Raw genomic sequence first — 23,029 nt, 5'->3', positions numbered from 1 at the left:
GGCCGTCGGGGGCGCGACTAGACTTTCGGCAATCCGCCGCCGCAGCAAGGAGACAGCGTGGCACAGCAGCTTCACGTCGAGCTCGTAGCCGTCGAGGAGAAGGTCTGGTCCGGTGAGGCCGAGATGGTCGTCGCCCGGACGACCGAGGGTGAGCTGGGTGTGCTTCCGGGCCACGCGCCGCTGCTCGGCCAGCTCGCGGAGCCCAGCCAGGTCCGCATCAAGCAGGCCGGCGGCCAGCAGGTCGCGTACGACGTCGCCGGCGGATTCCTCTCCGTGACCGGTGAGGGCGTCACCGTCCTCGCCGAGAGCGCCACCCCCGCCTCCCCGGCACGCTGAGCCGACCCGCCGATGGAGATCGTGGAAGGGATCGGAATCGGCGTCGCGGTCGTGCTCGCCGCGCTTCTGATCCTCTTCATCCGGCGGGCGCTGGTCACCCGCAGCGGAGGCATCATCCGGCTCAGCGTCCGGGTCTCCACGATCCTGGACGGCCGGGGCTGGTCGCCCGGCTTCGGCCGGTTCGCCAACGACGAGCTGCGGTGGTTCCGGATGTTCAGCTTCGCCCTACGCCCCAAGCGGGTGCTCTCCCGCAAAGGGCTGGCCGTGGAGCGCCGCCGGCTACCGGAGGGGCAGGAACGCCTCTCCATGCCCGCCGACTGGGTGATCCTCCGCTGTACCAGCAACCACGCGCCGGTGGAGATCGCCATGGCACGGTCCACGGTCACCGGCTTCCTCTCCTGGCTCGAGGCCGCCCCACCCGGGGCGGTCTCGCCGCGTCTGGCCTCCCAGGACTGGCCCGCCGCCTGACCCCGACCGGGGCCTCCGGGCCCGTTCGCGAGGTCTGACCGGCCCGGCCAGGTCCGCCCGGCCGGGCGCCCTACGCGCTCCGGGGCTGGTCGCGGCCCTGCCGGCCCACCCCCGCAAGCTGATTCCGCGGTACGGCTGAGCCGTCCGCACCCACTCGCGTCTGCGCTGCCCACCCGCGCGTGATCGACTCGATGTCCCCGGTGTGGCGGTGTCCGGCGGGCGCGGATACCGCCATATCGGGGATCTGGTGCCGGATGTCCGGTCCGGCCCGCCAGGTGGCGAACCGTCTGGGTCGGATGTCCGTTTCCGGGTGTGACCGGCGGCATCCTGGCGGCGGAATCGTGGCCGGCCGGGGGTCGTTACATCTGGCGTACGACTGAGTACCTGGCCCGCTCGACCGGGCCGATGGTCGGGCCCCGGAATGATGGTGGCCTGCCGGTCGTTACATATGGTCCCGGCGCCGCGAAGAGGCCCCCGCCCCGCGGTCGGATCGGGCAGAGACTTTCCCCCTTGTGCTTGTGAGCGCCTGACGGTGCTTGCGTCTGCCGCTGACCCCCATCGGCGCTGACGCCAACCCCCCGAGGAGCTTCATCATGACTTCGATCATTCGTAAGAGCGTGCTGGGTGTTGCTGGTCTGGCGTTTGCCGGTGGTGTGTTCGCCGGTCCGATCGCCGCTCACGCCGACACCACCCCGGTGGCTGGCAAGCCCGTCGCGGTCGCGGTGCAGGCTGACAAGCCGGGCGTCGACAAGAAGAAGCTGATCCCGCACGGTGTGCAGGGCGCCCAGTCGAAGATCACCCTGAACGACGAGCAGACCGGCAACGCGAAGGCGATCATCGCCGCGACGAAGAAGGCGGGTCTGCCGGAGCGCGCCGCGGTCATCTCGATCGCGACCAGCCTGCAGGAGTCGAAGCTGGAGAACCTGGGTCACCTGGGTGACCGCAACGACCACGATTCGCTGGGCCTGTTCCAGCAGCGCCCGTCGAGTGGTTGGGGTACGCCGGAGCAGATCACCGACCCGGAGTACGCGACCCTGGCGTTCGAGAAGGGTCTGAAGCAGGTCGACGGGTGGCGGGACATGCCGCTGACCGAGGCCGCGCAGACGGTGCAGGTGTCGGCCTACCCGGACGCCTACGCCCAGTGGGAGAAGCAGGCCGCCGACCTGGTCGCCCAGCACTGGAACAGCTGACCCAACCGAATACGCATCACGCCGCTGGCCGGCACCCCAAGACCCGGGGTGCCGGCCAGCGGCATATCCACGAACGGAAGGACCGAGAGCGGCGGACGGACGCCCCCAGCCCTCAAGCGCAACCACCGAGGTCAGAGGCGACCAGCTCCACCTCGTACCCCTGCCCGTCGGCCAGGTAAGCGGCGTACGTCCCCGGGCCGCCCGCGTGCGGGTGCCGGTCGGGGAAGAGCAGCTCCCAGCCGTGGTCGGGGGCGGCGGCGACCAGGGCGTCCACCGCGGCCGGTGAGCCGGCGTGGAAGGCCAGGTGGTTGAGTCCGGGGGCGAGCCGGTCGTGCACCCGTCCGGAGAGCCCGGGGGACTGCTCCAGCACCAGGTAGGTCGGGCCGAGCCGCCAGGACCGGCCGGCCGGCCAGTCCTGGAACGGCGTCCAGCCCAGCTCGTCGAGGAGCCAGCCCCAGCTGCACCGGGCCGCGTCGAGGTCGGGCACCCAGACCTCGACGTGGTGCAGGGCGCCGACGGTCAGCGCTTCCCGCCCGGCACCCATAGCACATCTCCGTTCGGATTTGCCGTTCTTGACAGGATAAAGAGCAGATCGGAGAGCCGGTTGAGATACTTTGCCGGGAGGGGGCTGGTCCGGTCCGGGTCGTGCGCGACCAGGGCCCACGCCGCACGCTCGGCGCGCCGGGCGATCGTCCGTGCCACGTGCAGCAGCGCCGCGCCAGCGGTGCCGCCGGGGAGGATGAAGGAGTCGAGCTTGCTCAGGCGTGCGTTGTACTCGTCGCACCAGCCCTCGAGGCGCTCCACGTACTCCTCGGTGACCCGCAGCGGCGGGTACTTCGGGTCCGGCTCGACCGGGGTGGCCAGGTCCGCGCCGACATCGAACATGTCGTTCTGGATCGACCCCAGCACCGCCCGCAGCTCGTCGTCGAGCTGCCCCAACGCGAGCGCGACGCCGATCGCCGCGTTGCACTCGTCGACATCCGCGTACGCGGCGATCCGTGGATCGGTCTTCGGCACCTGCTCGTTGTTGCTCAGCCTGGTCATGCCGGCGTCGCCGGCCTTGGTGTAGATGCGCGTGAGGTGGACGGCCATGACGCACAGCCTACGGATACCGGACCTGATGATCCCGGCGCGGCCGGACCAGTCCGGCTGGCCGGCCGGGGTGGGCCCGGGTGACGCCGGCGACCCCGCGGTCAACGACGTCGACGTCATCCGGGTGCGTGGCGACGCGCGGCTGGCCGGCACGGTCCACGTCGTCGGGGCGAAGAACTCCGCGCTCAAGCTGATGGCGGCCGCGCTCCTCGCGCCCGGGCGGAGCGTGATCACCAACGTGCCCCGGATCACCGACATCGCCATCATGGGCGAGGTGCTGCGCCGGCTCGGCTGCGGCGTACGGTTCGGCACCGACGACCCGGTCGATCCGATGGTGGCCCGCGGCGGGGTGGAACGCTCCCGGTCGGTCGTCATCGACGTGCCGGAGCGGCCGGGCGCGGAGGCCGACTACGACCTGGTCCGGCGGCTGCGCGCGTCGATCTGCGTGCTCGGTCCGCTGCTGGCCCGCCGGGGGTACGTGCGGGTGGCGCATCCCGGCGGCGACGCGATCGGCTCCCGCGGCCTGGACATGCACATCTCCGGGCTGACCCGGATGGGCGCGGAGATCTCCGGCGAGCACGGCTTCGTCATCGCCTCCGCCCCGGACGGTCTGCACGGCGCGGAGATCGTGCTGGACTTCCCCAGCGTCGGCGCCACGGAGAACCTGGTGATGGCGGCGGTGCTGGCCCGGGGCGTCACGGTCATCGACAACGCCGCCCGGGAGCCGGAGATCGTCGACATCTGCTCGATGCTGATCCGGATGGGCGCGCGGATCGAGGGGGAGGGGACCTCGACCCTGCGCATCGAGGGCGTGCCCGAGCTGCGCCCGGTGCGGCACGCCACGGTGGGGGACAGGATCGTGGCCGGGACCTGGGCGTTCGCCGCCGCGATGACCCGGGGGGACGTCACGGTGACCGGCATCGACCCGGCGTACCTGGAGGTCGCGCTGGACAAGCTGGTCTCGGCCGGCGGGCTGGTGGAGACCCGCGGCGACGCCTTCCGGGTACGGATGGACGACCGCCCGACGGCGGTGGACGTGGTGACCCTGCCCTATCCGGGCTTCGCCACCGACCTGCTGCCGATGGCGATCGGGCTGGCGGCGGTGAGCGACGGGGCGTCGCTGATCACCGAGAACATCTTCGACGGCCGGTTCATGTTCGCCAACGAGATGATGCGCCTCGGCGCGGACATCAAGACCGACGGTCACCACGCGGTGGTACGCGGCCGGGGCCGGCTCTCCGGCGCCCCGGTCCGCGCCACCGACATCCGGGCCGGCGCCGGGCTGATCATCGCCGGGCTCTGCGCCGACGGGGTCACCGAGGTCTCCCACGTGCACCACGTGGACCGCGGCTATCCGGACTTCGTCGCCGACCTGCGGGCCCTCGGGATCGAGGTCGAGCGCGGCACGGTCCCGGACGAGCCAGCCCTGGAGATCTGACCGCGGAGAGGGCTTAGCGGTCGTTCAGGCTCGCCGACTAGGGTGCTGGCAGGTACTCAATCAGGCGAGGGAGAAGCAGATGGCGGGTCGACTCGCGGTCGTCGGTGCCGGGCTGATGGGCTCGGGCATCGCCCAGGTGGCGGCGCAGGCGGGCTGGCAGGTGACGCTGCGGGACCTGGACGACGCGGCCACCAAGCGGGGCGTCGACGGCATCCGGAAGTCGCTGGAGAAGTTCGCCGAGAAGGGGAAGATCGAGGCGTCCGAGGTCGAGGCGGCGCTGGGCCGGATCACCCCGACCACCGACCTGGAGGCGGTCGCCGACGCGGACATCGTGGTCGAGGCCGTCTTCGAGCGGCTGGAGATCAAGCACGAGGTGTTCCGCGCGCTGGACAAGATCTGCAAGGCCGACGCGGTGCTGGCCACCAACACCTCGGCCATCCCGGTCACCCAGATCGCGGCGGTGACCGAGCGGCCGGAGTCGGTCGTCGGCACCCACTTCTTCTCCCCGGTGCCGATGATGAAGCTCTGCGAGCTGGTCCGCGGCTACAAGACCAGCGACGAGACCCTGGCGACGGTGAAGGCGTTCGCCGAGGAGATCGGCAAGACGGTCGTGGTGGTCAACCGGGACATCGCCGGCTTCGTCACCACCCGGCTGATCTCCGCGCTGGTCGTCGAGGCGGTCAAGCTGGTCGAGTCCGGCGTGGTCTCGGCGGAGGACCTGGACACCGCCTGCCGACTCGGCTTCGGTCACGCCATGGGTCCGCTGGCCACCACCGACCTGACCGGCGTCGACGTGCTGCTGCACGCTTCGAAGAACATCTACACCGACACCGCGGACGAGAAGTTCTTCCCGCCGGAGCTGCTCCAGCGCATGGTCACCGCCGGTGACCTGGGCCGGAAGACCGGCAAGGGTTTCTACACGTACTGAGCCGGCGGCGCGGGCGACGGGCGGGACCGTCCGTCGCCCGCGGTCACGGCCGGGGCGGGTCGAGGGCCGCGCCGAGCAGGGCGAAGGCGTCCGGGATCACCGTGCCCCAGTAGGCGAAGTTGTGCCGGCCGTCGGCCCACGCCGCGCGTACCGGCGGCTCGGGCAGCACCCCGGCCAGGGCACGCACGTCGCGGAGGAAGTTGTCCTGCCGGCCGCACCAGAGGCCGACCGGGGTGCCGCGCAGCCGCGCCGCACCGGCGAAGACCGCGTCCCCCGGCCGGACCGCGGGGGAGCAGGCGGCCACCGCGCGGAGCCATCCCGGGTACGCCTCGGCGAGCAGCAGCGCGCCGAAGCCTCCCGTCGACCAGCCCCAGACCGCCGTCCGGTCGACGTCGAAGCCGCGCCGGGCGCACCAGGTGGGCACCTCCTCGCGCACCATCCGCTGCGGGTCGTCGTCGCCGGAGCGCCGCCAGGAGAGCCCGCCGCCGGTGGCGCCGGCGAGCACGAAGGGCGGCGCGCCCCGGCGTACCGCGTCGGTGAGGAAGCGGGCGAGCCCGAAGCGGGAGAAGCCCCGGGGCGTGGCGGATGCGCCGTGCAGCACCAGGCAGACGGGCAGGCCGCGGCCGTCGCCGTACCCGTCGGGGACGGCCGTCCAGAAGTCCACCTCGCGGCCGCGGGCGGCCGACCGGATGCGGATGAGGCGTTCGTCGCCGGTCGGGGCGTCGGGGAGCGTGGGCACCGGCCCGGGGCGGGGGCGGGACAGTTCCCGGGCGGTGAGTCCGCCGACCACGGCCGCGGCGGCCGTGCCGGCGCCGGCCAGCAGCAGGCGGCGCCGGGTCAGTGCGTGTGCCATGCAGGCGAGTGTGACACCCGCCGCCGCGCCGGGCGGCTCAGCCGTCGCGTCGGGTGGTCCAGCGGAAGGTGGTCAGGCAGAGCGCCAGGCCGATCACGCACCAGAGGCCGAGAACCAGGGCGACCCGGCCCAGCTCGAACGAGCCGCCCGGCTCCTGGGCGCCGAAGCTCTCCGGCAGGAAGACGGACCGCAGCCCCTGGCACATCCACTTGAGCGGGAAGAGCGCGGCGACCTGCTGCATCCAGCTCGGCAGTTCGGTGAAGACGAAGAAGACGCCGGAGATGAACTGGAGGACCAGCGCCACCGGGGTGACCACGGCGGAGCCGCTGCGCGCGGTCCGGGCCAGCGAGGAGATGGCGATGCCGCAGAGGGTGCAGGCGGTGACGCCGAGCGCGGCGACCCAGCCGAAGGTCAGCCACTTGCCGACGGTGTCGGGCAGCTTCAGGGCGAACAGCAGCACCGCGACGACCAGCAGCAGGGCGGTCTCGGCGACGCCGATCGCCACCACCATGATCACCTTGCCGGCGAACCAGACCCACTTCGGCATCGGCGTACCCCGGTAGCGCTTGAGCACGCCCCGGTCCCGTTCGATCGGGATCCAGATGCCGAGGTTCTGGAAGCTCACAGTCATCAGACCGGTCGCGATCATGCCGGTGATGAAGTACTGGGTGAACTTGACCCCACCACCGATCTCGCCGCTGAAGATCGACGCGAAGATCAGGATCATGATGATCGGGAAGCCCATCGTGAAGACGACGGACTCCCGGCTACGCAGGAACTGGGTGATCTCCAGCCGCCCCTGCCGCAGCGCGAGGGCGCCCGGTCCGAGCCGCCGGGCCGGGGCGGCGGCGACCGGGGCCGCCGGCTTCGTGGTGGTCGTCATGAGTGTCCGATCATCTTCAGGTAGACGTCTTCCAGGGTCGGCCGGGTCACCGTCAGGCCCGGGACCTCGCCGCCGTAGCGCGCGGCCAGCTCCGCCACCAGGGCCGTCGGCGTCGCGCTCTCCGTGCTCTCCGGCGTCCCGTCCGAGGTACGCCAGGAGACCGTGGCCAGGGACTCCTGCCGGTTGCCCAGCCGGTTCGGCGGGGCCACCTCGACCAGCCGCCCGGCGGCGATCACGCCGACCCGGTCCGCGAGCGCCTCGGCCTCGTCCAGGTAGTGCGTGGTCAGCACGATGGTGGTGCCCGCGGCGGCCAGGTCCCGGATCAGCTCCCAGAACTCCCGCCGGGCCTCCGGGTCGAAGCCTGTGGTCGGCTCGTCGAGGAAGAGCAGCTCCGGGCGGCCGATGATGCCCAGCGCCACGTCGAGGCGGCGCTTCTGGCCGCCGGAGAGGGTGTGGGTCCGCGCCTTCGCCTTGCCGCCGAGCCCGACCCGCTCGATCACCTTGTCCGGGTCGTCGGCCTCCGGGTAGAAGCCGGAGAAGTGCCGGATCACCTCGGCGACGGTCAGCTCGTCGAACTCGCCGGTGCCCTGGAGCACGATGCCGACCCGCGAGCGCCAGTGCGGGTCCGGGTGGGCCGGGTCGCTGCCCAGGACGGAGACCTCGCCGGCGTCGCGCTGCCGGTAGCCCTCCAGGATCTCCACCGTGGTGGTCTTGCCCGCGCCGTTCGGGCCGAGCAGGGCGAACACCTCACCGCGGTGGACGTCGAGGTCCACCCCCGCCACCGCGACGTTGTCGCCGTACGCCTTGCGCAGTCCCCGTACGGAGATCGCGAGCTCGTCATCCATGCCGTCAAGTGTGCGACCCGGCCGCCAGCGCGGGGAGCCCGGGGTGTGGTGGTCCGGACCATCTCGGGTGCTCTGCCCCCGGACGTCCGCGACATGGACCTGTGTGGTTTTCCACAGCCCGTTTTACTGAACGGTAACTTAGACTCCGGCCATGGACGAGAAGGCTCTCCCGGGCCGGCTGCCGGAGCGCGACCGCCCCTGGGTGATGCGCACGTACGCCGGGCACTCCTCCGCCGCAGCGACCAACGCGCTGTTCCGGCGCAACCTGGCGAAGGGGCAGACCGGCCTGTCGGTCGCCTTCGATCTGCCCACCCAGACCGGGTACGACCCGGACCACGAGCTGGCCGCGGGTGAGGTCGGCCGGGTCGGCGTGCCGGTCGCGCACCTCGGCGACATGCGGGCGCTCTTCGACGGCATCCCGCTCGCCGGGATGAACACCTCGATGACCATCAACGCGCCGGCGATGTGGCTGCTCGGCCTCTACGGCACCGTCGCCGCCGAGCAGGGCGCCGAGCTGGCCCGCTGCGCCGGCACCACCCAGAACGACATCATCAAGGAGTACCTGTCCCGCGGGACGTACATCTTCCCGCCGGCGGCGTCGCTGCGGCTCACCGCCGACGTCATCGCGCACACGCTGCGCGAGATGCCGAAGTGGAACCCGGTCAACATCTGCTCGTACCACCTGCAGGAGGCCGGCGCGACGCCGGTGCAGGAGGTCGGCTTCGCGCTCGCCACCGCGGTCGCAGTGCTCGACGCGGTCCGCGACTCCGGCCAGGTGCCCGCCGAGCGGATGGGCGACGTGGTCCAGCGGATCTCCTTCTTCGTCAACGCCGGGGTGCGCTTCGTCGAGGAGATCGCCAAGATGCGCGCCTTCGGCGCGCTCTGGGACGAGATCACCCGCGACCGGTACGGCGTCACCGACCCGAAGCAGCGCCGCTTCCGGTACGGCGTCCAGGTCAACTCCCTCGGCCTGACCGAGGCCCAGCCGGAGAACAACATCCAGCGCATCGTGCTGGAGATGCTCGGCGTGACCTTCTCCCGCGACGCCCGGGCCCGCGCGGTGCAGCTCCCCGCCTGGAACGAGGCGCTCGGCCTGCCCCGCCCCTGGGACCAGCAGTGGTCGCTGCGGATGCAGCAGGTCCTCGCGTACGAGTCGGACCTGCTCGAGTACCCCGACCTGTTCGAGGGCTCGCACGTGATGACCGCGCTGGTCGACGGGATCGTCACCGGAGCCCGGGTCGAGCTGGAGAAGGTGCTGGAGATGGGCGGCGTGGTGGCCGCCGTGGAGACCGGCTACCTCAAGAGCGCCCTGGTCGCCTCGCTCGCCGACCGGCGCCGGCGGATGGAGTCCGGCGCCGACGTGGTGGTCGGCGTCAACCGGTTCACCGAGACCGAGCGGTCCCCGTTGACCGCGGCCGGCGCCGCGGCCGTCGAGCAGGTCGACCCCGCGGTCGAGGCGGCCGCCGTCACCTCCGTACGACAGTGGCGGGCCGGCCGGGACGACGCGGCGGTCGACGCGGCGCTCGCCCGGCTCCGCGCGGACGCCGCGACCACGACGAACCTGATGGCCGCGACGCTGGAGTGCGTGCGGGCCGGGGTGACCACCGGCGAGTGGGCTGGCGCGCTGCGCCAGGTCTTCGGCGAGTACCGGGCGCCGACCGGCCTCGCCGGCGGTGCCGGCGCCGGCGGCGACGCGGGGATCGCGGCCGTCCGCGAGCGGGTCGCCGCCACCGCCCGCGAGCTGGGCAGCGGCCGGCTGCGGCTGCTGGTCGGCAAGCCCGGCCTCGACGGGCACTCCAACGGCGCCGAGCAGATCGCGGTACGCGCCCGCGACGCCGGCTTCGAGGTGGTCTACCAGGGGATCCGGCTGACCGCCGGGCAGATCGTGGCCGCCGCGGTCGAAGAGGACGTCGACCTGGTCGGCCTGTCAGTGCTCTCCGGCTCGCACCTCGCCGCAGTGCCGGCGGTGCTGGACGGGCTGCGCGCGGCCGGGCGGGGGGACCTGCCGGTGGTGGTCGGTGGCATCATCCCCGCCTCCGACGCCGAGACGCTCCGGGCCGCCGGGGTCGCCCGCGTGTTCACCCCGAAGGACTTCGCCCTCAGCCCCATCATCGACGACATGGTCACCGTGATCCGCGAGGCCAACGGCCTCTCGTGACGAGGAAGGGGCCCGCTGTGCGATCCCTTTCCTCAGCGCCGGCTCGAGTCAGCGGCTCTGGTAGGTCATGCAGTCGGCCATGTCGTTGTCCGGGCCGACCGTGATCGCCGGGGCGTGGCACTCCAGCTCGGAGTTGTGCCGGCAGTCCGCCCGGCTGCACGCACCCACCTGGGCGATGAGCTGCTCGATCCCGCCCCGCACCGGCAACTCCACGAAGGTGTGGCAGTGGGCGTGGTCGCTGCTGCCGATCGTGATGGCGAACGCGTGGCAGTCGTTGGTGTGGTTGTAGGCGCAGGAAGCGACGGCGCATTCCTGGACCCGGGGCATCTCCATCGCTGCGGTCATCGGTGACCCTCCTTAGGCTCCTGGTCCTATTTTAGGCATTTGGCCGTTTCGCCTTCGGGCCTTTCGGGTTCGTCGTGGGTCGCGTGGGGGCCACACCCCGTCGTGCGGGGGTCGCCGTCGTTTGGTGCCCTGCCGGCTCGGGCCCGCTCCGTGCTGGTTTGGGCGTGATCGACTCCATGTCCCCGATGTGGCGGTGTCCGACAGGCGCGGATACCGCCACATCGGGGATCTGGTGCCGGGTGTCCGTTCCCGGCCGCCAGGCGACGGGCGGTCTGGGTCGGATGTCCGTTTCCGGGTGTGACCGGCGGCATCCCCACGCCGGAATGATGCCCAGGCGGGGGTCGTTACATCTGGCGTACGACCGAAGCAGTTGGCCCGCTCGACCGGGCCGATGGTCAGGCCCCGGAATGATGGCGGGCCGGCGGTCGTTACACATGGTCCCGGCGCCGCGAAGGCCCCCGCCCCGCGGTCGGACCGGGCGAAGACTTTCCCCCTTGTACTTGTCAGCGCCTGACGGTGCTTGCGCACGTCCCGGCCCCCACCGGGTGTGCGCCAACCCCCAAGGAGCTTTCCCATGAACACGATCATTCGTAAGAGCGTGCTGGGTGTTGCTGGTCTGGCCTTCGCCGGTGGTGTGTTCACCGGTCCGATCGCCGCTCACGCCGACACCACCCCCGTCACCGGCAAGCCCGTCGCCGTGCAGGCCGACAAGCCGGACAGCGGCAAGCTGATCCCGCACGGTGTGCAGGGCGCGCAGTCGAAGATCACCCTGAACGACGAGCAGACCGGCAACGCGAAGGCGATCATCGCCGCGACGAAGAAGGCGGGTCTGCCGGAGCGGGCCGCGGTCATCTCGATCGCGACCAGCCTGCAGGAGTCGAAGCTGGAGAACCTGGGTCACCTGGGTGACCGCAACGACCACGATTCGCTGGGCCTGTTCCAGCAGCGCCCGTCGAGTGGTTGGGGTACGCCGGAGCAGATCACCGACCCGGAGTACGCGACCCTGGCGTTCGAGAAGGGTCTGAAGCAGGTCGACGGGTGGCAGGACATGCCGCTGACCGAGGCCGCGCAGACGGTGCAGGTGTCGGCCTACCCGGACGCCTACGCCCAGTGGGAGAAGCAGGCCGCCCACATCGTCGCCCAGCACTGGAACAGCTGACCCAACCGAACACACGCAACAAGCCGCTGGCCGGCACCCCGAGACAGGGGTGCCGGCCAGCGGCATATCCCCCACCGCAACCACGCCATGAGCCCCGGGCGGTCCCCAAGAGCAACCAAAGAACTCAGACCCGGTAACCCGCAGCCCGCGCAGCCTGGCGCTCGCGACGGCGCTCCTTGCGCCGCCGCAGGAACCAGAAGAGGAACGCCACCAGCCCGACCAGGAAGACCAGCACCAGCACCGGCAGCAGGATCGCCACCACCGACATCACCACGCTCGTGGCGTCCTCGGCCGTGCTGGCCACCGGGGCGCCGAAGCCGGCGGTGGTCGCGTTGATGACCGGTCGGGCGGCCGACTTGAGCAGGTGCACGCCGAGCGCGATCAGCACGCCGACCACGACCGGCACCCACTGGTGCGAGGAGAAGAAGGTGTCCGGGTCGCTGACGGTGACGGTCTCGGAGGTGGAGCCGGCGCCGAAGGCGAGGCCGCCGGCGGTGGGCCGGACCACCGTCTGCACCACGTCGTTGACGTGGTCGACCACCGGCACCTTGTCGGCGACCACCTCGATGGCGAGCAGTACGGCGAGGATCAGGATGACCCAGCCGTTGCCCAGCCACTGCCAGCCGGTGGGCAGGTCCATGAGATCGGTGTAGCGCGCCAGCAGACCCATCAGGAGTAGCGGGATGTAGGCGTTCAGGCCGGCCGAAGCGGCGAGGCCGGAACCGGTGAGGACTTCGAGCACGATCACAGCATCGCACCGGCACGCCAGTGCCGCTCGGTGGCGACGGCCGGGGTCTCGGCTACCCTCGTCGGGTGCGGTTGGTGATTGCGAAGTGCTCGGTGGACTACGTCGGACGGCTCTCGGCTCACCTGCCGCCGGCCACGCGGCTGCTCATGGTGAAGGCGGACGGCTCGGTGTCGATCCACGCGGACGACCGGGCGTACAAGCCGTTGAACTGGATGAGCCCGCCCTGTCGGCTGGAGGAGGCCCCCGGCGTCTGGCGGGTGGTCAACAAGGCCGGCGAAGAGCTGCGGATCACCCTGGAGGAGATCTTCCAGGACACCTCGTACGAACTGGGCGTCGACCCGGGCCTGCGCAAGGACGGCGTCGAGGCGCACCTGCAGGAGCTGCTGGCCGCCAACCCGACGACCCTCGGCGAGGGTTACACGCTGGTCCGCCGGGAGTACATGACCGCCATCGGGCCGGTCGACCTGCTCTGCCGTGACGCCAACTCCGGCGCCGTCGCGGTCGAGGTGAAGCGGCGCGGCGAGATCGACGGCGTGGAGCAGCTCACCCGCTACCTGGAACTGATGAACCGGGATCCGCTGCTCGCCCCGGTCACCGGCGTCTTCGCCGCCCAGGAGATCAAGCCGCAGGCCCGGGTGCTCGCCACCGACCGGGGCATCCGCTGCGTCGTGGTCGACTACGACAAGCTGCGGGGCATCGAGCCCGACGAGCTGACCCTGTTCTGAGCCGCCCGACGGCTCTGCCGCCCCCGGGCGCGGGGGCGGTCAGCGGCTCCGGCCGTACATCAGCTTGGCGGCCTTGACCAGGCGGGCGACGTCCGCCGGGGTGCGCTCGAAGGTCATCGACGGCAGCAGCGAGCGGGCCCGCCGGCGGGTGATGGCCTTGGCCCGGCCGAACTCCCGCAACCCGTCCTCGCCGTGGATCCGGCCGAAGCCGGAGTCGCCGACGCCGCCGAACGGCAGCGTGGACATCCCGGCGAAGGTGAGCGCCGAGTTCACCGAGGCCATCCCGGAGCGCAGCCGCCGCGCGACGGCCACCGCCCGCTTGCGGCCGAAGACCGAACCCCCCAGGCCGTACGACAGGGCGTTGGCCCGGTCGACGGCCTCGTCGACGTCGCGGACCCGGTTGACGGTGAGCGTCGGCCCGAAGGTCTCCTCGCGGACGGCGGTCGAGTCCTCGGGGACGTCCACCAGCACGGTCGGGTGGACGTACGGCGGCTGGACCGCGTCGGGGCCGCCGAGCACCGCGCGACCGCCCCGCTTCACGGCGTCGTCGATGTGCCGGCGGATCACGTCGAGCTGCGAGGGCATGGTGATCGGGCCGATGTCGGCGCCGTCGGGGCCGACGGTGAGCCGCCCGGCCCGGGTGACCACCTTGTCGACGAAGGCGTCGAAGACCTGGTCGACGGCGTAGACGCGTTCGATGCCGATGCAGGTCTGGCCGGCGTTGGTGAGCGCGCCCCACACGCACGCGTCGGCGGCGGCGTCCAGGTCGGCGTCGGAGTCCACGATCATCGCGTCCTTGCCGCCGGCCTCCAGCAGCACCGGGGTGAGCGAGTCGGCGCAGGCGGCCATCACCTTCTTCGCGGTGGCGGTGGAGCCGGTGAAGGCCACCTTGGCCACGCCCGAACGGCACAGCGCCGCGCCCACGTCGCCGAGGCCGTGCACCGCCGTGAAGACGGGCTGCTCGGGGACCACCTCGGCGAACCGGTCGACCAGCCACTGCCCGACGGCCGGGGTGTACTCGCTGGGCTTGAAGACCACCGCGTTGCCGGCGGCGAGCGCGTACGCGGCGGAGCCGATCGGGGTGAAGACGGGGTAGTTCCAGGGGCCGATCACGCCGACCACCCCGTACGGCTGGTATTCGAGGTGGCCGGTGAACTCGGCGAGGATCAGCCGGGAGCGGACCCGTCGGGGCCCGAGCACCCGCCGCGCGTTGCGGGCCGCCCAGTCGACGTGCTCGAGCGCGGTGAGGATCTCCACGACGGCGTCACCGACCGGCTTGCCGCCCTCGGTGTGCATCAGGTCGGCCAGCTCCTCGATCCGCCGGGCGAGCACGCTCCGCCAGCGCAGCAGCCGCTCCCGGCGACCGGTGAAGCCGAGCCCGGCCCACCACTCGCCCGCGGCGCGGGCCCGGGCGACCGCCCGGGCCACGTCCTCGGCGGTCGCCACCGGGAGTCGCCCGGCCTCCGCACCCGTCGCCGGGCTGGTCGAGACCAGCCGACCGTCCTCGATGACCGGGGTCCCCGGGACATGCACAGCCGTCATGGCGGAAGTCTAGACCCGAGGATTACTCGTCGGTAGGCCTCTCCGCGCCCGGAAATCGCCTGCCCGGGACGGTCGCGCAGCCCGGCCGCCGGCTGCCGTGGAACGCGGCGTGCTCGCCGAACCGGCGAACGGGAGTTGACCGGCCGGAGTCGCGGAGGTGCCCACCCGGTGGTGGGGACGATTACGGTGAGGTGGCACGCTGACGCCGCGGGGGCGATGGTGGGGTGGAGGGCGACGGTCCATGGAGGATCATCCGGAACTGATGCCGCTGTTGACGGTGGCGGGCGGAACGATGCGGGGCTTGAGCTTCCGGGTCGGCCGTGACCCGCAGGTGATCGGTCGGGCGCCGACCGCCGGGATCGTGCTCGACGATCCGCACCTGAGCCGGCGGCACGCCGCGGTCCAGCTCACCAACGACGGGGTGTCGTTGGTGGACCTCGGCTCGACCAACGGGACCTGGCTCAACGACCGCCGGATCGCCGGCGTCGAGCAGCTGACCGACGGCGACGTGATCCGGCTGGGCCGTACCGAACTGCGGTACTTCGACCCCGGCGTGGCCCGGACCGACCCGGTGGGGCTGAGCTTCTCGGCGCCGCGCCGGGATCACCGGCCGACCCTGCCGCTGCCCGTCCCCCCGGCGCCGCGGGCGCCGGTGGAGCCGCGCGGCGCGGTCCTGCCGCTGCCGGCGGCCCCGGTCGACGCCCACCGCTGACGACCGGCGGCCCGTCGCGGGCCCCCGACCCGGGCGGGTCACACAGCCGGCGGTGGTCCCAGGTGTGGGCCGGGCCCATGGACCCGGGCGGCGCGACGTGTCAGCATGCGCCTATGGAGAGCGCGCAGCACACCGTGTCGGCGAACGGCATCACCCAGGCGGTCCGGGTGGCGGGCCCGCCGGACGGCGTGCCGGTGCTGCTCGTCCACGGCAACGTCTCCTCCGCGGCCTTCTGGGAGCCGCTGATCCGGCGGCTGCCGGCAACCCTCCGGGTGGTCGCGCCCGACCTGCGCGGGTACGGCGACACGCAGACCGCGCCGGTGGACGCGACGCGCGGGCTGGGCGACTTCGCCGACGACGTGGCCGCCCTGCTCGACGTGCCGGGCCTCTTCGCCCCCGGCGCCCGACCGGTGGTCGTCGGGCACTCGCTCGGCGGGGGCGTGGCGATGCGGCTGCTGGTCGACCATCCCGACCGGGTGGCCGCCCTGCTGCTGGAGGCGCCGGTCTCCCCGTACGGCTTCGGCGGCACCCGGGACGTCCACGGCACGCTCACCACGCCCGACTCCGCCGGCACCGGGGCCGGCACGGCGAACGCCGACTTCGTCGCCCGGCTCGCCGCGAAGGACCGCGGCGAGGAGGCCCCGACCAGCCCCCGTACCGTGCTGCGGGCCACCTACGTCGCCGATCCGGCGTCGTTCGGCGAGGACGAGGAGCTGCTGCTGGAGAGCGCCCTCTCCACCGTCACCGGGGACGACAACTACCCGGGCACGGCGGTCGCCTCGCCGCACTGGCCGGGCACCGCGCCGGGGGACCGCGGCGTGCTCAACGCCCTCGCGCCGGCCCACTTCCGGCTCGCCGACGAGCTGGTCGCCGTGCCGGCCGGGCCCCCGGTCACCTGGGTGCGCGGCGACGTCGACGTGATCGTCTCGGACACCTCCCTGTTCGACCTGGCGTACCTGGGGTCGCTCGGGGCGGTGCCCGGCTGGCCGGGGGCGGCGGACTGCCCGCCGCAGCCGATGATCGGGCAGACCCGGGCGGTGCTGGAGCGGTACGCGGCGGCGGGCGGGACGTACCGGGAGGTGGTGCTCCCCGGCTGCGGGCACAGCCCGCACCTGGAACGGCCGGCCGAGTTCGTGGCGGAGCTGCTGGCGCTCACGGGGGTGCCCGCGACGGCCTGAGGCCTTCCTGCGTGAAATATCCCACGGCGTCTCGACAACGCAGCGTCACGTGGCAGACTCCGGCGCATAACCTTAGCGGCCGTTCATGTCGGCAACGGCGGAGTCAACCAGGGGAGGCCGGTCGTGGCGCGCGAGTTCACCAGGGTGGGTGTGGTGGGTCTGGGCACCATGGGTGCCGGCATCGTCGAGGTCTTCGCCCGCAACGGCATCGACGTGGTGGCGGTGGAGATCTCCGACGCCGCCCTCGACCGTGGCCGGGCGACCCTCACCGGCTCCACCGACCGGGCGGTCGCCAAGGGCAAGCTCGCCGCGGCGGACCGGGACGCCCTGATGTCCCGGGTGCACTTCCAGGTCGGGCTGGACGCGCTGCACTCGGTGGACCTGGTGATCGAGGCCGTCCCCGAGCACCTCGACCTGAAGCAGCGGATCTTCGCCGAGCTGGACCGGGTCTGCAAGCCCGAGGCGATCCTGGCCACCAACACCTCCTCGCTCAGCGTCACCGAGATCTCGGTCGCCACCACCCGCCCCAACCAGGTCATCGGCATCCACTTCTTCAACCCGGCGCCGGTGATGAAGCTGGTCGAGGTGGTCCGCACCGTGGTCACCTCCGCCGACGTGGTGGCCGACGTGGAGGCGCTCTGCGAGCGGCTCGGCAAGGTCGACGTGACCATCAGCGACCGGGCCGGCTTCATCGCCAACGCGCTGCTCTTCGGCTACCTGAACCACGCGGTGAGCATGTTCGAGGGGCGGTACGCCACCCGCGAGGACATTGACGCCGCGATGAAGCTCGGCTGCGGCCTGCCGATGGGCCCGCTCGCCCTGATGGACCTGATCGGCCTGGACACCGCGTACGAGATCCTGGACACCATGTACCGGCGCGGCGGCCGGGACCGCCGGCACGCGCCGGTGCCGCTGATCAAGCAGATGGTCACCGCGGGGCTGCTCGGCCGGAAGTCCGGCCGGGGCTTCTACACCTACGAGCGGCCGGGTTCCCCGGTGGTCGTACCGGACGACCAGACGCCCGTGGCGTCGCAGGCCGCACTCGCCGACGGCGCCCGCGCCATCGCGAAGGTCGGCGTGGTCGGCTCCGGGACGATGGCCACCGGCATCATCGAGGTCTTCGCGAAGGCCGGGTACGAGGTCGTCTCGGTGACCCGCGGCGCGGAGAAGTCCGCCAAGGTCTTCGACGCGGTCAAGACCTCGCTCAACAAGGGCGTGGTCCGCGGCAAGCTCAGCGAGGACGACCGGGAGGCGGCGCTCGGCCGGATCAACTGGTCCGCGACGCTGGAGCACCTCGCCGACGTCGACCTGGTGGTCGAGGCCGTGGTCGAGGAGCTGAGCGTCAAGAAGGCCCTCTTCGCCAGCCTCGACGAGATCTGCAAGCCGGGCGTCGTGCTCGCCACCACCACCTCGTCGCTGCCGGTGATCGACGTCGCGATGGCCACCCAGCGGCCGGCGGACGTGGTCGGGCTGCACTTCTTCAACCCGGCCCCGGTCATGCCGTTGGTCGAGGTGGTGCAGACGATCCGCACCTCGCCGGAGACCACCGCCACCGCCCGCGCGGTCTGCGCCGCGCTCGGCAAGACCGGCGTGGTCTGCGGCGACCGGTCCGGCTTCATCGTCAACGCGCTGCTCTTCCCGTACCTGAACGACGCGGTGAAGATGCTGGAGGCCAGCTACTCCACCGCCGACGACATCGATTACGCGATGAAGCTCGGCTGCGGCTACCCGATGGGCCCGTTCGAGCTGCTGGACGTGGTCGGGCTGGACGTGTCGCTGGCCATCCAGCGGGAGCTCTACCTGGAGCTGCGCGAGCCGGGCTTCGCCCCCGCGCCGTTGCTGGAGCACCTGGTCACCGCCGGCTACCTGGGCCGCAAGAGCGGTCGCGGGTTTCGCGACCACACCCGTCGCTGACCGGGTCAACGCCGGGCGCCGGTGACGGCGTCTGGAGGGTGTGACCTTCGAGGAGTACGTCGGCAGCCGCGGCCCGGCCCTGATCCGCCTGGCCCGGCTGCTGACCGGCGACGAGCACCGGGCCGAGGACCTGACCCAGGACGTGCTCGCCCGCGCGTACGTGCACTGGCGGAAGATCGCCCGGGCCGACCGGCCCGACGTCTACGTCCGGCGGATGCTGGTCAACGCCAACAACTCCTGGTGGCGGCGGCGGTCCAGCCGCGAGCTGACCGTGGACACCTTCGCCGAGCGCGCCGGACATGGCGACCTCGGCGGGGAGGCGGCGGACCGGGACGAGATGTGGCGGCTGATCCGGGCCCTGCCCGACCGGCAGCGGGCCGTGCTGGTGCTGCGCTACTACGAGGACCTGGACGACACCACGATCGCCCAGATCCTCGACTGCTCCCCGGTCACCGTCCGTACCCACGCGATGCGGGCGCTCGCCCATCTCCGGGAGCGCTGCGGCGTCCCGACGACCAACGGGAGCCGGCCGTGACCGACCTCGACCAGCGGATCGCCCGGGTGCTGCGCGAGCGCGCCGAGGGAGACATCGACATCGACCGGCTGCTGGACGGATCCCGGACCCGGGGCCGCCGCCGGCAGCTCCGCCGCCGGACCGCCGCGGGCGGCGCCCTCGCCCTGATCGGGGTGCTCGGCTTCGCCGGGGTGACCGGCCCGCCGCTGACCGGGCTGCCCGGCCGGCTGCCCTGGACGGCGGCGAGCCCGACCGTCGCCGCGCCTGTGCCGCCCTGGGCCGACGGGGTGGCCGGGGCGGCCCAGCGGCCCGACCTGGTGGGCGCCGACCCGACCGTGCTGCACCTGGGCGTCGACCCCGCGAAAGCCCGCTACCTCGGCTGGGGAGTCAGAGGCTTCGGGGTGGAGACCGTCCGGGTCGAGGTCGGTGGGGGGCGGCCGGTCACGGTCGACGTGGCCCGCACCGTCGAGGCGCTCGAGGGTCTCGGGATCGAGGGGTTCCCGGTCGACGCGGTGCCGACCCGACACCCGTTCGACGGTGCGGTCCGGCAGGCGGGGGGCACCGCCGGTGGCCTGATCATGTCCTGGCAGCCCGCCCCCGGCGTGTACGCGCGGGCGGCCATGCTCGGCGGGGACCGGGCCGAGCTGGCCCGGGCGGTGGCCGCCCTGCGCTGGGACGAGTCCCGGCGCTGCGCCGCACCGCTGCGCCTCGACGCCCTGCCCATCGACACGACGGTCGGTGGCTGCTCCGTCGACGTCTCCGCGTTCCCCGGGGCGATCAACGTGGAGCTGACCCTGTACCGCGGGCGGTCGGCGACCATGTTTCTGCGCCTGCAGTATGCGGTGGCGATCGCGGGCAGCCGGACCGACGGCAACCGGACGGTCGATGGCCGGCCCGCCTACCTCTACCCGGACGGCGGCAAACTGGAGCTGCTCGGCATCCCGAAGGCGCACCTGATCGCCGACTTCGGCTGGCCGGGGAAGGGCTTCACGGAGACGGACGCGGCGACGGTGCTGGCGGGCGCCCGGGTCGCGAAGGACCTGACCCGACCGGAGACCTGGGACTGACCGGGGGCGCCCCGGCGGGGCCGCCCGTCCCGGGCCGGTCCCGCCGCCGGCCCGTACGCTTGGTGACCGTGAGCCCCCGTCGCAACCGCCCCCGCCGGGACGAGACCGCCCACCTGGACTCCGACCGAGTACGCCAGGGCGTGCCCACCGTCCAGCAGTGGCGGGACGGCGACTGGCAGGTACGCGGGATCAGCGGCGGGGCGTCCACCAAGACGTACCGCTGTCCCGGCTGCGAACAGGAGATCCGCCCCGGCGTGGCGCACGTGGTGGCCTGGCCGGCGGACGACCGGGGCGACCTGACGGACCGGCGGCACTGGCACAGCGGCTGCTGGCGGGCCCGGGACCGGCGCGGACCGGTCATCCAGCGCGGCCGCGGCGCCCCCCGGCACGGCTGAGCGATCTGGATCACGCTGTTTCCGCCCGGGCGGGCGACGGGGGCGGCGGCGCGCCAGACTGGGACGGTGAGCACACCGATCCGCGCCTCGTCGATCCTGCCCGGCCACCGGGAGGAGATCGAGCTGCACACCGCCGACGGGCTGAAGCTGGTCGGTGAGCTGGCCCGGCCGCTGGACCGGGAGCCGGCCGGCACGCTGGTCTGCCTGCACCCGCTGCCGACGCACGGCGGGATGATGGACAGCCACGTGTTCCGCAAGGCCGCCTGGCGGCTGCCCGCGCTCGCCGACCTGGCCGTGCTCCGGTTCAACACCCGGGGGACGAGCAGCGTCCGCGGCACCAGCGAGGGGGCCTTCGACGCCGCGGTCGGCGAGCGCTTCGACGTCGCCGCCGCCATCGAGTACGCGGAGTTCGCCGAGCTGCCGAACATCTGGCTGGTCGGTTGGTCGTTCGGCACCGACCTGGTGCTCAAGTACGGCTGCGACCCGGCGGTGGCCGGGGCGATCCTGCTCTCCCCGCCGCTGCGCTTCTCCACCCCGGACGACCTGACCCAGTGGGCGGACAGCGGCAAGCCGCTCACCGCGCTGGTCCCCGAGTTCGATGACTACCTCCGGCCCGCGGAGGCCCGGGAGCGGTTCGCGGCGGTGCCGCAGGCCGAGGTGGTCGGGGTGCCCGGCGCCAAGCACCTCTGGGTCGGCGACGCGGAGACCGTGCTCGACGAGATCGCCCGCCGGGTCAACCCGGCGGTGCCGGTGCCGCTGCCGACCACCTGGGACGGCCCGGTGGAGACCGGCGACGTCAGCGCGTACGCCGACCGGACGGTGGCCTCGTTCGCCGACACCCCGGTCCCCGGTCCGCGTCCCGACCAGGCGGGCTGACCGGTCCGTCGACCCGTGGCGGCCGACGCTCAGCGGGATTCCTGCCGGGGGAGGACCACCTCGCGGAGGATGAGCTGGAGGGCGGCCACCGTCGGGATCGCGATCAGCGCGCCGACGACGCCCAGCAGCGACACCCCAAGCAGGGCGGCGAGCAGCGCGGCCACCTCGTTGACCGCGACCGCCCGCCGCATGATCTTGGGATAGATCAGGTAGTTCTCCACCTGCTGGTAGATCAGGAAGAAGACCAGGCAGGCGATGCCGACCGGCAGGTCGATGGCGAGACCCACCAGGGTCACCACGACCGCCCCGAGGGTGGCTCCGATCTGCGGGATCAGGTCGGTCACCGCGACCACCACCGCCAGCGCGAACGGGTACGGCAGCCCGACGACCAGCGCGAAGACGAAGGTGCTCGCCCCGGCCAGCACCGCGATGCTGAGCGCCCCCACCATGTACGCGCCCACCCGGGTCAGGATCTCGTCCCCGATCAGCCGCACCCGCTCCCGGCGGGAGCGGGGCACCAGCGCGTACCCGAGGGCGCGCAGCTTGTCGAAGTAGGCCAGGAAGTAGATCGTCAGCACCAGCACGGTCAGCGCCCGGAAGATGGTGCCGAAGATCAACTGTGCGCCGCCCAGCACGCCGCCGAGGGCCCGCCCGATGTTGTCCGCGTTCGCGGCCGAGCGGACCCGTTCCATCACGTCGTACCGCTCGACCAGGTCGTTGACCGTGGCGTTGCGGCGCAGCTCGTCGACGTAGCTCGGCAACTGCTCGATGAACTGGCCGGACTGGGTCACCACCGGGGGCACCAGCGCGAGCAGCCCGCCGACGATCAGCAGCACCACGGTCAGCGTCACCACCGCCACCGCCAGGCCGTGCGACAGCCCCCAGCCGCGCAGCCGGACCACCGCCGGGTGGAGGCCCACGGCGAGGAAGAGCGCGATGACCACCAGGACGAGGATGCTGACCGAGTTCCGTACGCCGAGGAAGACCGCGTACGCCAGCAGCACGCCGAGCGCGCCGGTGAAGCCGATCAGGAAGCTGCTGCGGCGCAACGGCCGGCCGGGGGTGCCGAAGCGCCCGCTCGGCTCACCCACCTCGAACTCGGTCGGGTCGGACGCCTTTGCCTCGGCGGTCCGCACACCGGTGGCCTGGTTCACCGCAAGGCCGGGTGGCGCCGCGCCGGCTGACGCCCGGTCGTCCACCGCGCCGTCTGCCGCAGGGCCGGCGTCATCGGGGGCGGGGCCTGCAGCCGGGGCGGGGTTCGCCGCCGGGGCAGGGTCCTCCGGCGTGCCGTCCGAGGCGGGGTGCGCCGTCGGGGTCGGGTCGCCCTCCGGGCGGAGGGCGGCGAACGGATCGTCGTCGTCTGGTCGGGCGCTGCCCGACGGCCCGTCCTGCGACACCGGACCTCCCCCGGATCCCGCTCCTGCGCCCGCGGCCGGAGCAGCCTTCGCCGACCCGGGGTTGGCGGCCGGACCGGTCGGCCGGCGGCGGTCGGATTCCGGCGCGCCACGGGCCTCTGCCCGGAGGTTAGCGGCCCGCGGGTGCGCCCACCAGCCCTTCGCCCGCGCGGGTGTCCTCAGCCCCGCCACCGCCGGTGTGCCGGACCCGCCATCTCGGCGAGGTGGCGGCAGGCGACGAACCGTCGCCGGCGCGCTCGGAGCGGCGG

Annotated in this window: 24 protein-coding genes; 15 read left to right on the top strand and 9 right to left on the bottom strand. The window is 72.8% G+C overall.

The window, feature by feature from the left end:
• The first annotated feature begins 57 nt into the window (after window positions 1-57).
• The 3 genes from ACTWO6_RS27550 to ACTWO6_RS27540 all read left to right on the top strand — a co-directional run bounded on the left by ACTWO6_RS27550 (window position 58) and on the right by ACTWO6_RS27540 (window position 1,994).
• Window positions 58-336, top strand: a complete 279-nt coding sequence (locus ACTWO6_RS27550; RefSeq protein ID WP_130339517.1) for a F0F1 ATP synthase subunit epsilon — start codon at window positions 58-60, stop codon at window positions 334-336.
• A gap of 12 nt (window positions 337-348) precedes the next feature.
• Window positions 349-804, top strand: a complete 456-nt coding sequence (locus ACTWO6_RS27545; protein ID WP_446216655.1) for a DUF2550 domain-containing protein — start codon at window positions 349-351, stop codon at window positions 802-804.
• A 593-nt stretch (window positions 805-1,397) separates the two neighbouring features.
• On the top strand, window positions 1,398-1,994 hold the full coding sequence (locus ACTWO6_RS27540) for a hypothetical protein (RefSeq protein ID WP_446216654.1): 597 nt from the start codon (window positions 1,398-1,400) through the stop codon (window positions 1,992-1,994).
• 112 nt (window positions 1,995-2,106) lie between these two features.
• Here the strand turns inward: ACTWO6_RS27540 and ACTWO6_RS27535 are convergent, their stop codons facing one another.
• Both ACTWO6_RS27535 and ACTWO6_RS27530 read right to left on the bottom strand, forming a co-directional pair.
• Window positions 2,107-2,538, bottom strand: coding sequence for a VOC family protein (locus tag ACTWO6_RS27535; RefSeq protein WP_446216653.1), 432 nt, complete (start codon window positions 2,536-2,538; stop codon window positions 2,107-2,109).
• The gene (locus ACTWO6_RS27530) at window positions 2,514-3,086 is read right to left on the bottom strand and encodes a cob(I)yrinic acid a,c-diamide adenosyltransferase (RefSeq protein WP_446216652.1); all 573 of its coding nucleotides are present in this window, start codon (window positions 3,084-3,086) and stop codon (window positions 2,514-2,516) included. The genes ACTWO6_RS27535 and ACTWO6_RS27530 overlap by 25 nt, the downstream gene beginning before the upstream one ends.
• Here ACTWO6_RS27530 and murA point away from each other — a divergent pair.
• Together murA and ACTWO6_RS27520 are read left to right on the top strand one after the other, a co-directional pair.
• Window positions 3,085-4,524, top strand: coding sequence for a UDP-N-acetylglucosamine 1-carboxyvinyltransferase (gene murA / locus ACTWO6_RS27525; RefSeq protein ID WP_446216651.1), 1,440 nt, complete (start codon window positions 3,085-3,087; stop codon window positions 4,522-4,524). The two genes, ACTWO6_RS27530 and murA, sit on opposite strands and share 2 nt — an antisense overlap.
• A gap of 79 nt (window positions 4,525-4,603) precedes the next feature.
• Window positions 4,604-5,452: a 3-hydroxyacyl-CoA dehydrogenase family protein gene (locus tag ACTWO6_RS27520; protein WP_446216650.1), complete on the top strand. Its 849-nt coding sequence runs from the start codon at window positions 4,604-4,606 to the stop codon at window positions 5,450-5,452.
• 43 nt (window positions 5,453-5,495) lie between these two features.
• Here the strand turns inward: ACTWO6_RS27520 and ACTWO6_RS27515 are convergent, their stop codons facing one another.
• Genes ACTWO6_RS27515 through ACTWO6_RS27505 form a run of 3 tightly spaced genes read right to left on the bottom strand, consistent with a single transcriptional unit; the run spans window position 5,496 to window position 8,033 of the window.
• Window positions 5,496-6,305 carry an alpha/beta hydrolase gene (locus ACTWO6_RS27515; protein ID WP_446216649.1) on the bottom strand — a complete coding sequence of 270 codons (810 nt, stop codon included), beginning with the start codon at window positions 6,303-6,305 and terminating at the stop codon, window positions 5,496-5,498.
• Window positions 6,306-6,342: 37 nt separating this feature from the next.
• Entirely contained in the window at window positions 6,343-7,188 is an 846-nt protein-coding gene (locus ACTWO6_RS27510) for an ABC transporter permease (RefSeq protein ID WP_446216648.1), read from the bottom strand.
• Window positions 7,185-8,033: an ABC transporter ATP-binding protein gene (locus ACTWO6_RS27505; RefSeq protein WP_446216647.1), complete on the bottom strand. Its 849-nt coding sequence runs from the start codon at window positions 8,031-8,033 to the stop codon at window positions 7,185-7,187. The genes ACTWO6_RS27510 and ACTWO6_RS27505 overlap by 4 nt, the downstream gene beginning before the upstream one ends.
• A 151-nt stretch (window positions 8,034-8,184) precedes the next feature.
• On the opposite strand from ACTWO6_RS27505, the gene ACTWO6_RS27500 reads away from it, so the two are divergent.
• Window positions 8,185-10,191, top strand: a complete 2,007-nt coding sequence (locus tag ACTWO6_RS27500; RefSeq protein WP_446216646.1) for a protein meaA — start codon at window positions 8,185-8,187, stop codon at window positions 10,189-10,191.
• Between the two features lie 48 nt (window positions 10,192-10,239).
• Here ACTWO6_RS27500 and ACTWO6_RS27495 read toward each other — a convergent pair whose 3' ends face one another.
• On the bottom strand, window positions 10,240-10,536 hold the full coding sequence (locus tag ACTWO6_RS27495) for a DUF1540 domain-containing protein (RefSeq protein ID WP_130339496.1): 297 nt from the start codon (window positions 10,534-10,536) through the stop codon (window positions 10,240-10,242).
• 574 nt (window positions 10,537-11,110) lie between these two features.
• Here ACTWO6_RS27495 and ACTWO6_RS27490 point away from each other — a divergent pair.
• Window positions 11,111-11,695 carry a hypothetical protein gene (locus ACTWO6_RS27490; RefSeq protein ID WP_446216645.1) on the top strand — a complete coding sequence of 195 codons (585 nt, stop codon included), beginning with the start codon at window positions 11,111-11,113 and terminating at the stop codon, window positions 11,693-11,695.
• Window positions 11,696-11,819: 124 nt separating this feature from the next.
• Here the strand turns inward: ACTWO6_RS27490 and ACTWO6_RS27485 are convergent, their stop codons facing one another.
• A complete protein-coding gene (locus ACTWO6_RS27485; RefSeq protein ID WP_446216644.1) occupies window positions 11,820-12,437 on the bottom strand; it encodes a DUF4126 domain-containing protein in 618 nt (205 codons plus the stop codon).
• Window positions 12,438-12,508: 71 nt separating this feature from the next.
• On the opposite strand from ACTWO6_RS27485, the gene nucS reads away from it, so the two are divergent.
• Window positions 12,509-13,168, top strand: coding sequence for an endonuclease NucS (nucS, locus tag ACTWO6_RS27480; protein WP_446216643.1), 660 nt, complete (start codon window positions 12,509-12,511; stop codon window positions 13,166-13,168).
• A 39-nt stretch (window positions 13,169-13,207) separates the two neighbouring features.
• Here nucS and ACTWO6_RS27475 read toward each other — a convergent pair whose 3' ends face one another.
• Window positions 13,208-14,710 carry an aldehyde dehydrogenase family protein gene (locus ACTWO6_RS27475; protein ID WP_446216642.1) on the bottom strand — a complete coding sequence of 501 codons (1,503 nt, stop codon included), beginning with the start codon at window positions 14,708-14,710 and terminating at the stop codon, window positions 13,208-13,210.
• Window positions 14,711-14,951: 241 nt separating this feature from the next.
• Between ACTWO6_RS27475 and ACTWO6_RS27470 the strand changes: the two genes are divergently transcribed.
• From ACTWO6_RS27470 to ACTWO6_RS27440, 7 genes are all read left to right on the top strand, one after another.
• Complete coding sequence (locus tag ACTWO6_RS27470; RefSeq protein ID WP_446216641.1) at window positions 14,952-15,422, top strand: FHA domain-containing protein; 471 nt, start codon at window positions 14,952-14,954, stop codon at window positions 15,420-15,422.
• Between the two features lie 113 nt (window positions 15,423-15,535).
• Entirely contained in the window at window positions 15,536-16,600 is a 1,065-nt protein-coding gene (locus ACTWO6_RS27465) for an alpha/beta fold hydrolase (protein WP_446216640.1), read from the top strand.
• Between the two features lie 123 nt (window positions 16,601-16,723).
• Window positions 16,724-18,514, top strand: a complete 1,791-nt coding sequence (locus ACTWO6_RS27460) for a 3-hydroxyacyl-CoA dehydrogenase family protein (protein WP_446216639.1) — start codon at window positions 16,724-16,726, stop codon at window positions 18,512-18,514.
• A gap of 40 nt (window positions 18,515-18,554) precedes the next feature.
• A complete protein-coding gene (locus tag ACTWO6_RS27455; protein ID WP_446216638.1) occupies window positions 18,555-19,049 on the top strand; it encodes a SigE family RNA polymerase sigma factor in 495 nt (164 codons plus the stop codon).
• The gene (locus ACTWO6_RS27450; protein ID WP_446216637.1) at window positions 19,046-20,095 is read left to right on the top strand and encodes a hypothetical protein; all 1,050 of its coding nucleotides are present in this window, start codon (window positions 19,046-19,048) and stop codon (window positions 20,093-20,095) included. The genes ACTWO6_RS27455 and ACTWO6_RS27450 overlap by 4 nt, the downstream gene beginning before the upstream one ends.
• Window positions 20,096-20,163: 68 nt before the next feature.
• The gene (locus tag ACTWO6_RS27445; protein ID WP_446216636.1) at window positions 20,164-20,490 is read left to right on the top strand and encodes a hypothetical protein; all 327 of its coding nucleotides are present in this window, start codon (window positions 20,164-20,166) and stop codon (window positions 20,488-20,490) included.
• A gap of 66 nt (window positions 20,491-20,556) precedes the next feature.
• Window positions 20,557-21,366 (top strand): alpha/beta hydrolase, encoded by an 810-nt coding sequence (locus tag ACTWO6_RS27440; RefSeq protein WP_446216635.1) that lies wholly within the window; start codon window positions 20,557-20,559, stop codon window positions 21,364-21,366.
• Window positions 21,367-21,395: 29 nt separating this feature from the next.
• On the opposite strand, the gene ACTWO6_RS27435 is transcribed toward ACTWO6_RS27440, so the two are convergent.
• The gene (locus ACTWO6_RS27435) at window positions 21,396-22,502 is read right to left on the bottom strand and encodes an AI-2E family transporter (RefSeq protein ID WP_446220787.1); all 1,107 of its coding nucleotides are present in this window, start codon (window positions 22,500-22,502) and stop codon (window positions 21,396-21,398) included.
• Window positions 22,503-23,029 lie beyond the last annotated feature (527 nt).

It is taken from the genome of Micromonospora sp. IBHARD004 (genome assembly GCF_052814115.1).
Note: the sequence above shows the minus strand (reverse complement) of the source record. Positions and strands in the feature narration are given on the sequence as shown.

What these genes read in the sequence shown, in the direction of transcription:
- murA (WP_446216651.1), top strand. Translation starts at nt 3,085, where the DNA reads ATGACGCACAGCCTACGGATACCGGACCTGATGATCCCGGCGCGGCCG.
- ACTWO6_RS27530 (WP_446216652.1), bottom strand. Translation starts at nt 3,086, where the DNA reads ATGGCCGTCCACCTCACGCGCATCTACACCAAGGCCGGCGACGCCGGC.
- ACTWO6_RS27465 (WP_446216640.1), top strand. Translation starts at nt 15,536, where the DNA reads ATGGAGAGCGCGCAGCACACCGTGTCGGCGAACGGCATCACCCAGGCG.
- ACTWO6_RS27510 (WP_446216648.1), bottom strand. Translation starts at nt 7,188, where the DNA reads ATGACGACCACCACGAAGCCGGCGGCCCCGGTCGCCGCCGCCCCGGCC.
- ACTWO6_RS27535 (WP_446216653.1), bottom strand. Translation starts at nt 2,538, where the DNA reads ATGGGTGCCGGGCGGGAAGCGCTGACCGTCGGCGCCCTGCACCACGTC.
- ACTWO6_RS27515 (WP_446216649.1), bottom strand. Translation starts at nt 6,305, where the DNA reads ATGGCACACGCACTGACCCGGCGCCGCCTGCTGCTGGCCGGCGCCGGC.
- ACTWO6_RS27470 (WP_446216641.1), top strand. Translation starts at nt 14,952, where the DNA reads ATGGAGGATCATCCGGAACTGATGCCGCTGTTGACGGTGGCGGGCGGA.
- ACTWO6_RS27505 (WP_446216647.1), bottom strand. Translation starts at nt 8,033, where the DNA reads ATGGATGACGAGCTCGCGATCTCCGTACGGGGACTGCGCAAGGCGTAC.
- ACTWO6_RS27490 (WP_446216645.1), top strand. Translation starts at nt 11,111, where the DNA reads ATGAACACGATCATTCGTAAGAGCGTGCTGGGTGTTGCTGGTCTGGCC.
- ACTWO6_RS27500 (WP_446216646.1), top strand. Translation starts at nt 8,185, where the DNA reads ATGGACGAGAAGGCTCTCCCGGGCCGGCTGCCGGAGCGCGACCGCCCC.
- ACTWO6_RS27520 (WP_446216650.1), top strand. Translation starts at nt 4,604, where the DNA reads ATGGCGGGTCGACTCGCGGTCGTCGGTGCCGGGCTGATGGGCTCGGGC.
- ACTWO6_RS27540 (WP_446216654.1), top strand. Translation starts at nt 1,398, where the DNA reads ATGACTTCGATCATTCGTAAGAGCGTGCTGGGTGTTGCTGGTCTGGCG.
- ACTWO6_RS27495 (WP_130339496.1), bottom strand. Translation starts at nt 10,536, where the DNA reads ATGACCGCAGCGATGGAGATGCCCCGGGTCCAGGAATGCGCCGTCGCT.
- ACTWO6_RS27475 (WP_446216642.1), bottom strand. Translation starts at nt 14,710, where the DNA reads ATGACGGCTGTGCATGTCCCGGGGACCCCGGTCATCGAGGACGGTCGG.
- ACTWO6_RS27545 (WP_446216655.1), top strand. Translation starts at nt 349, where the DNA reads ATGGAGATCGTGGAAGGGATCGGAATCGGCGTCGCGGTCGTGCTCGCC.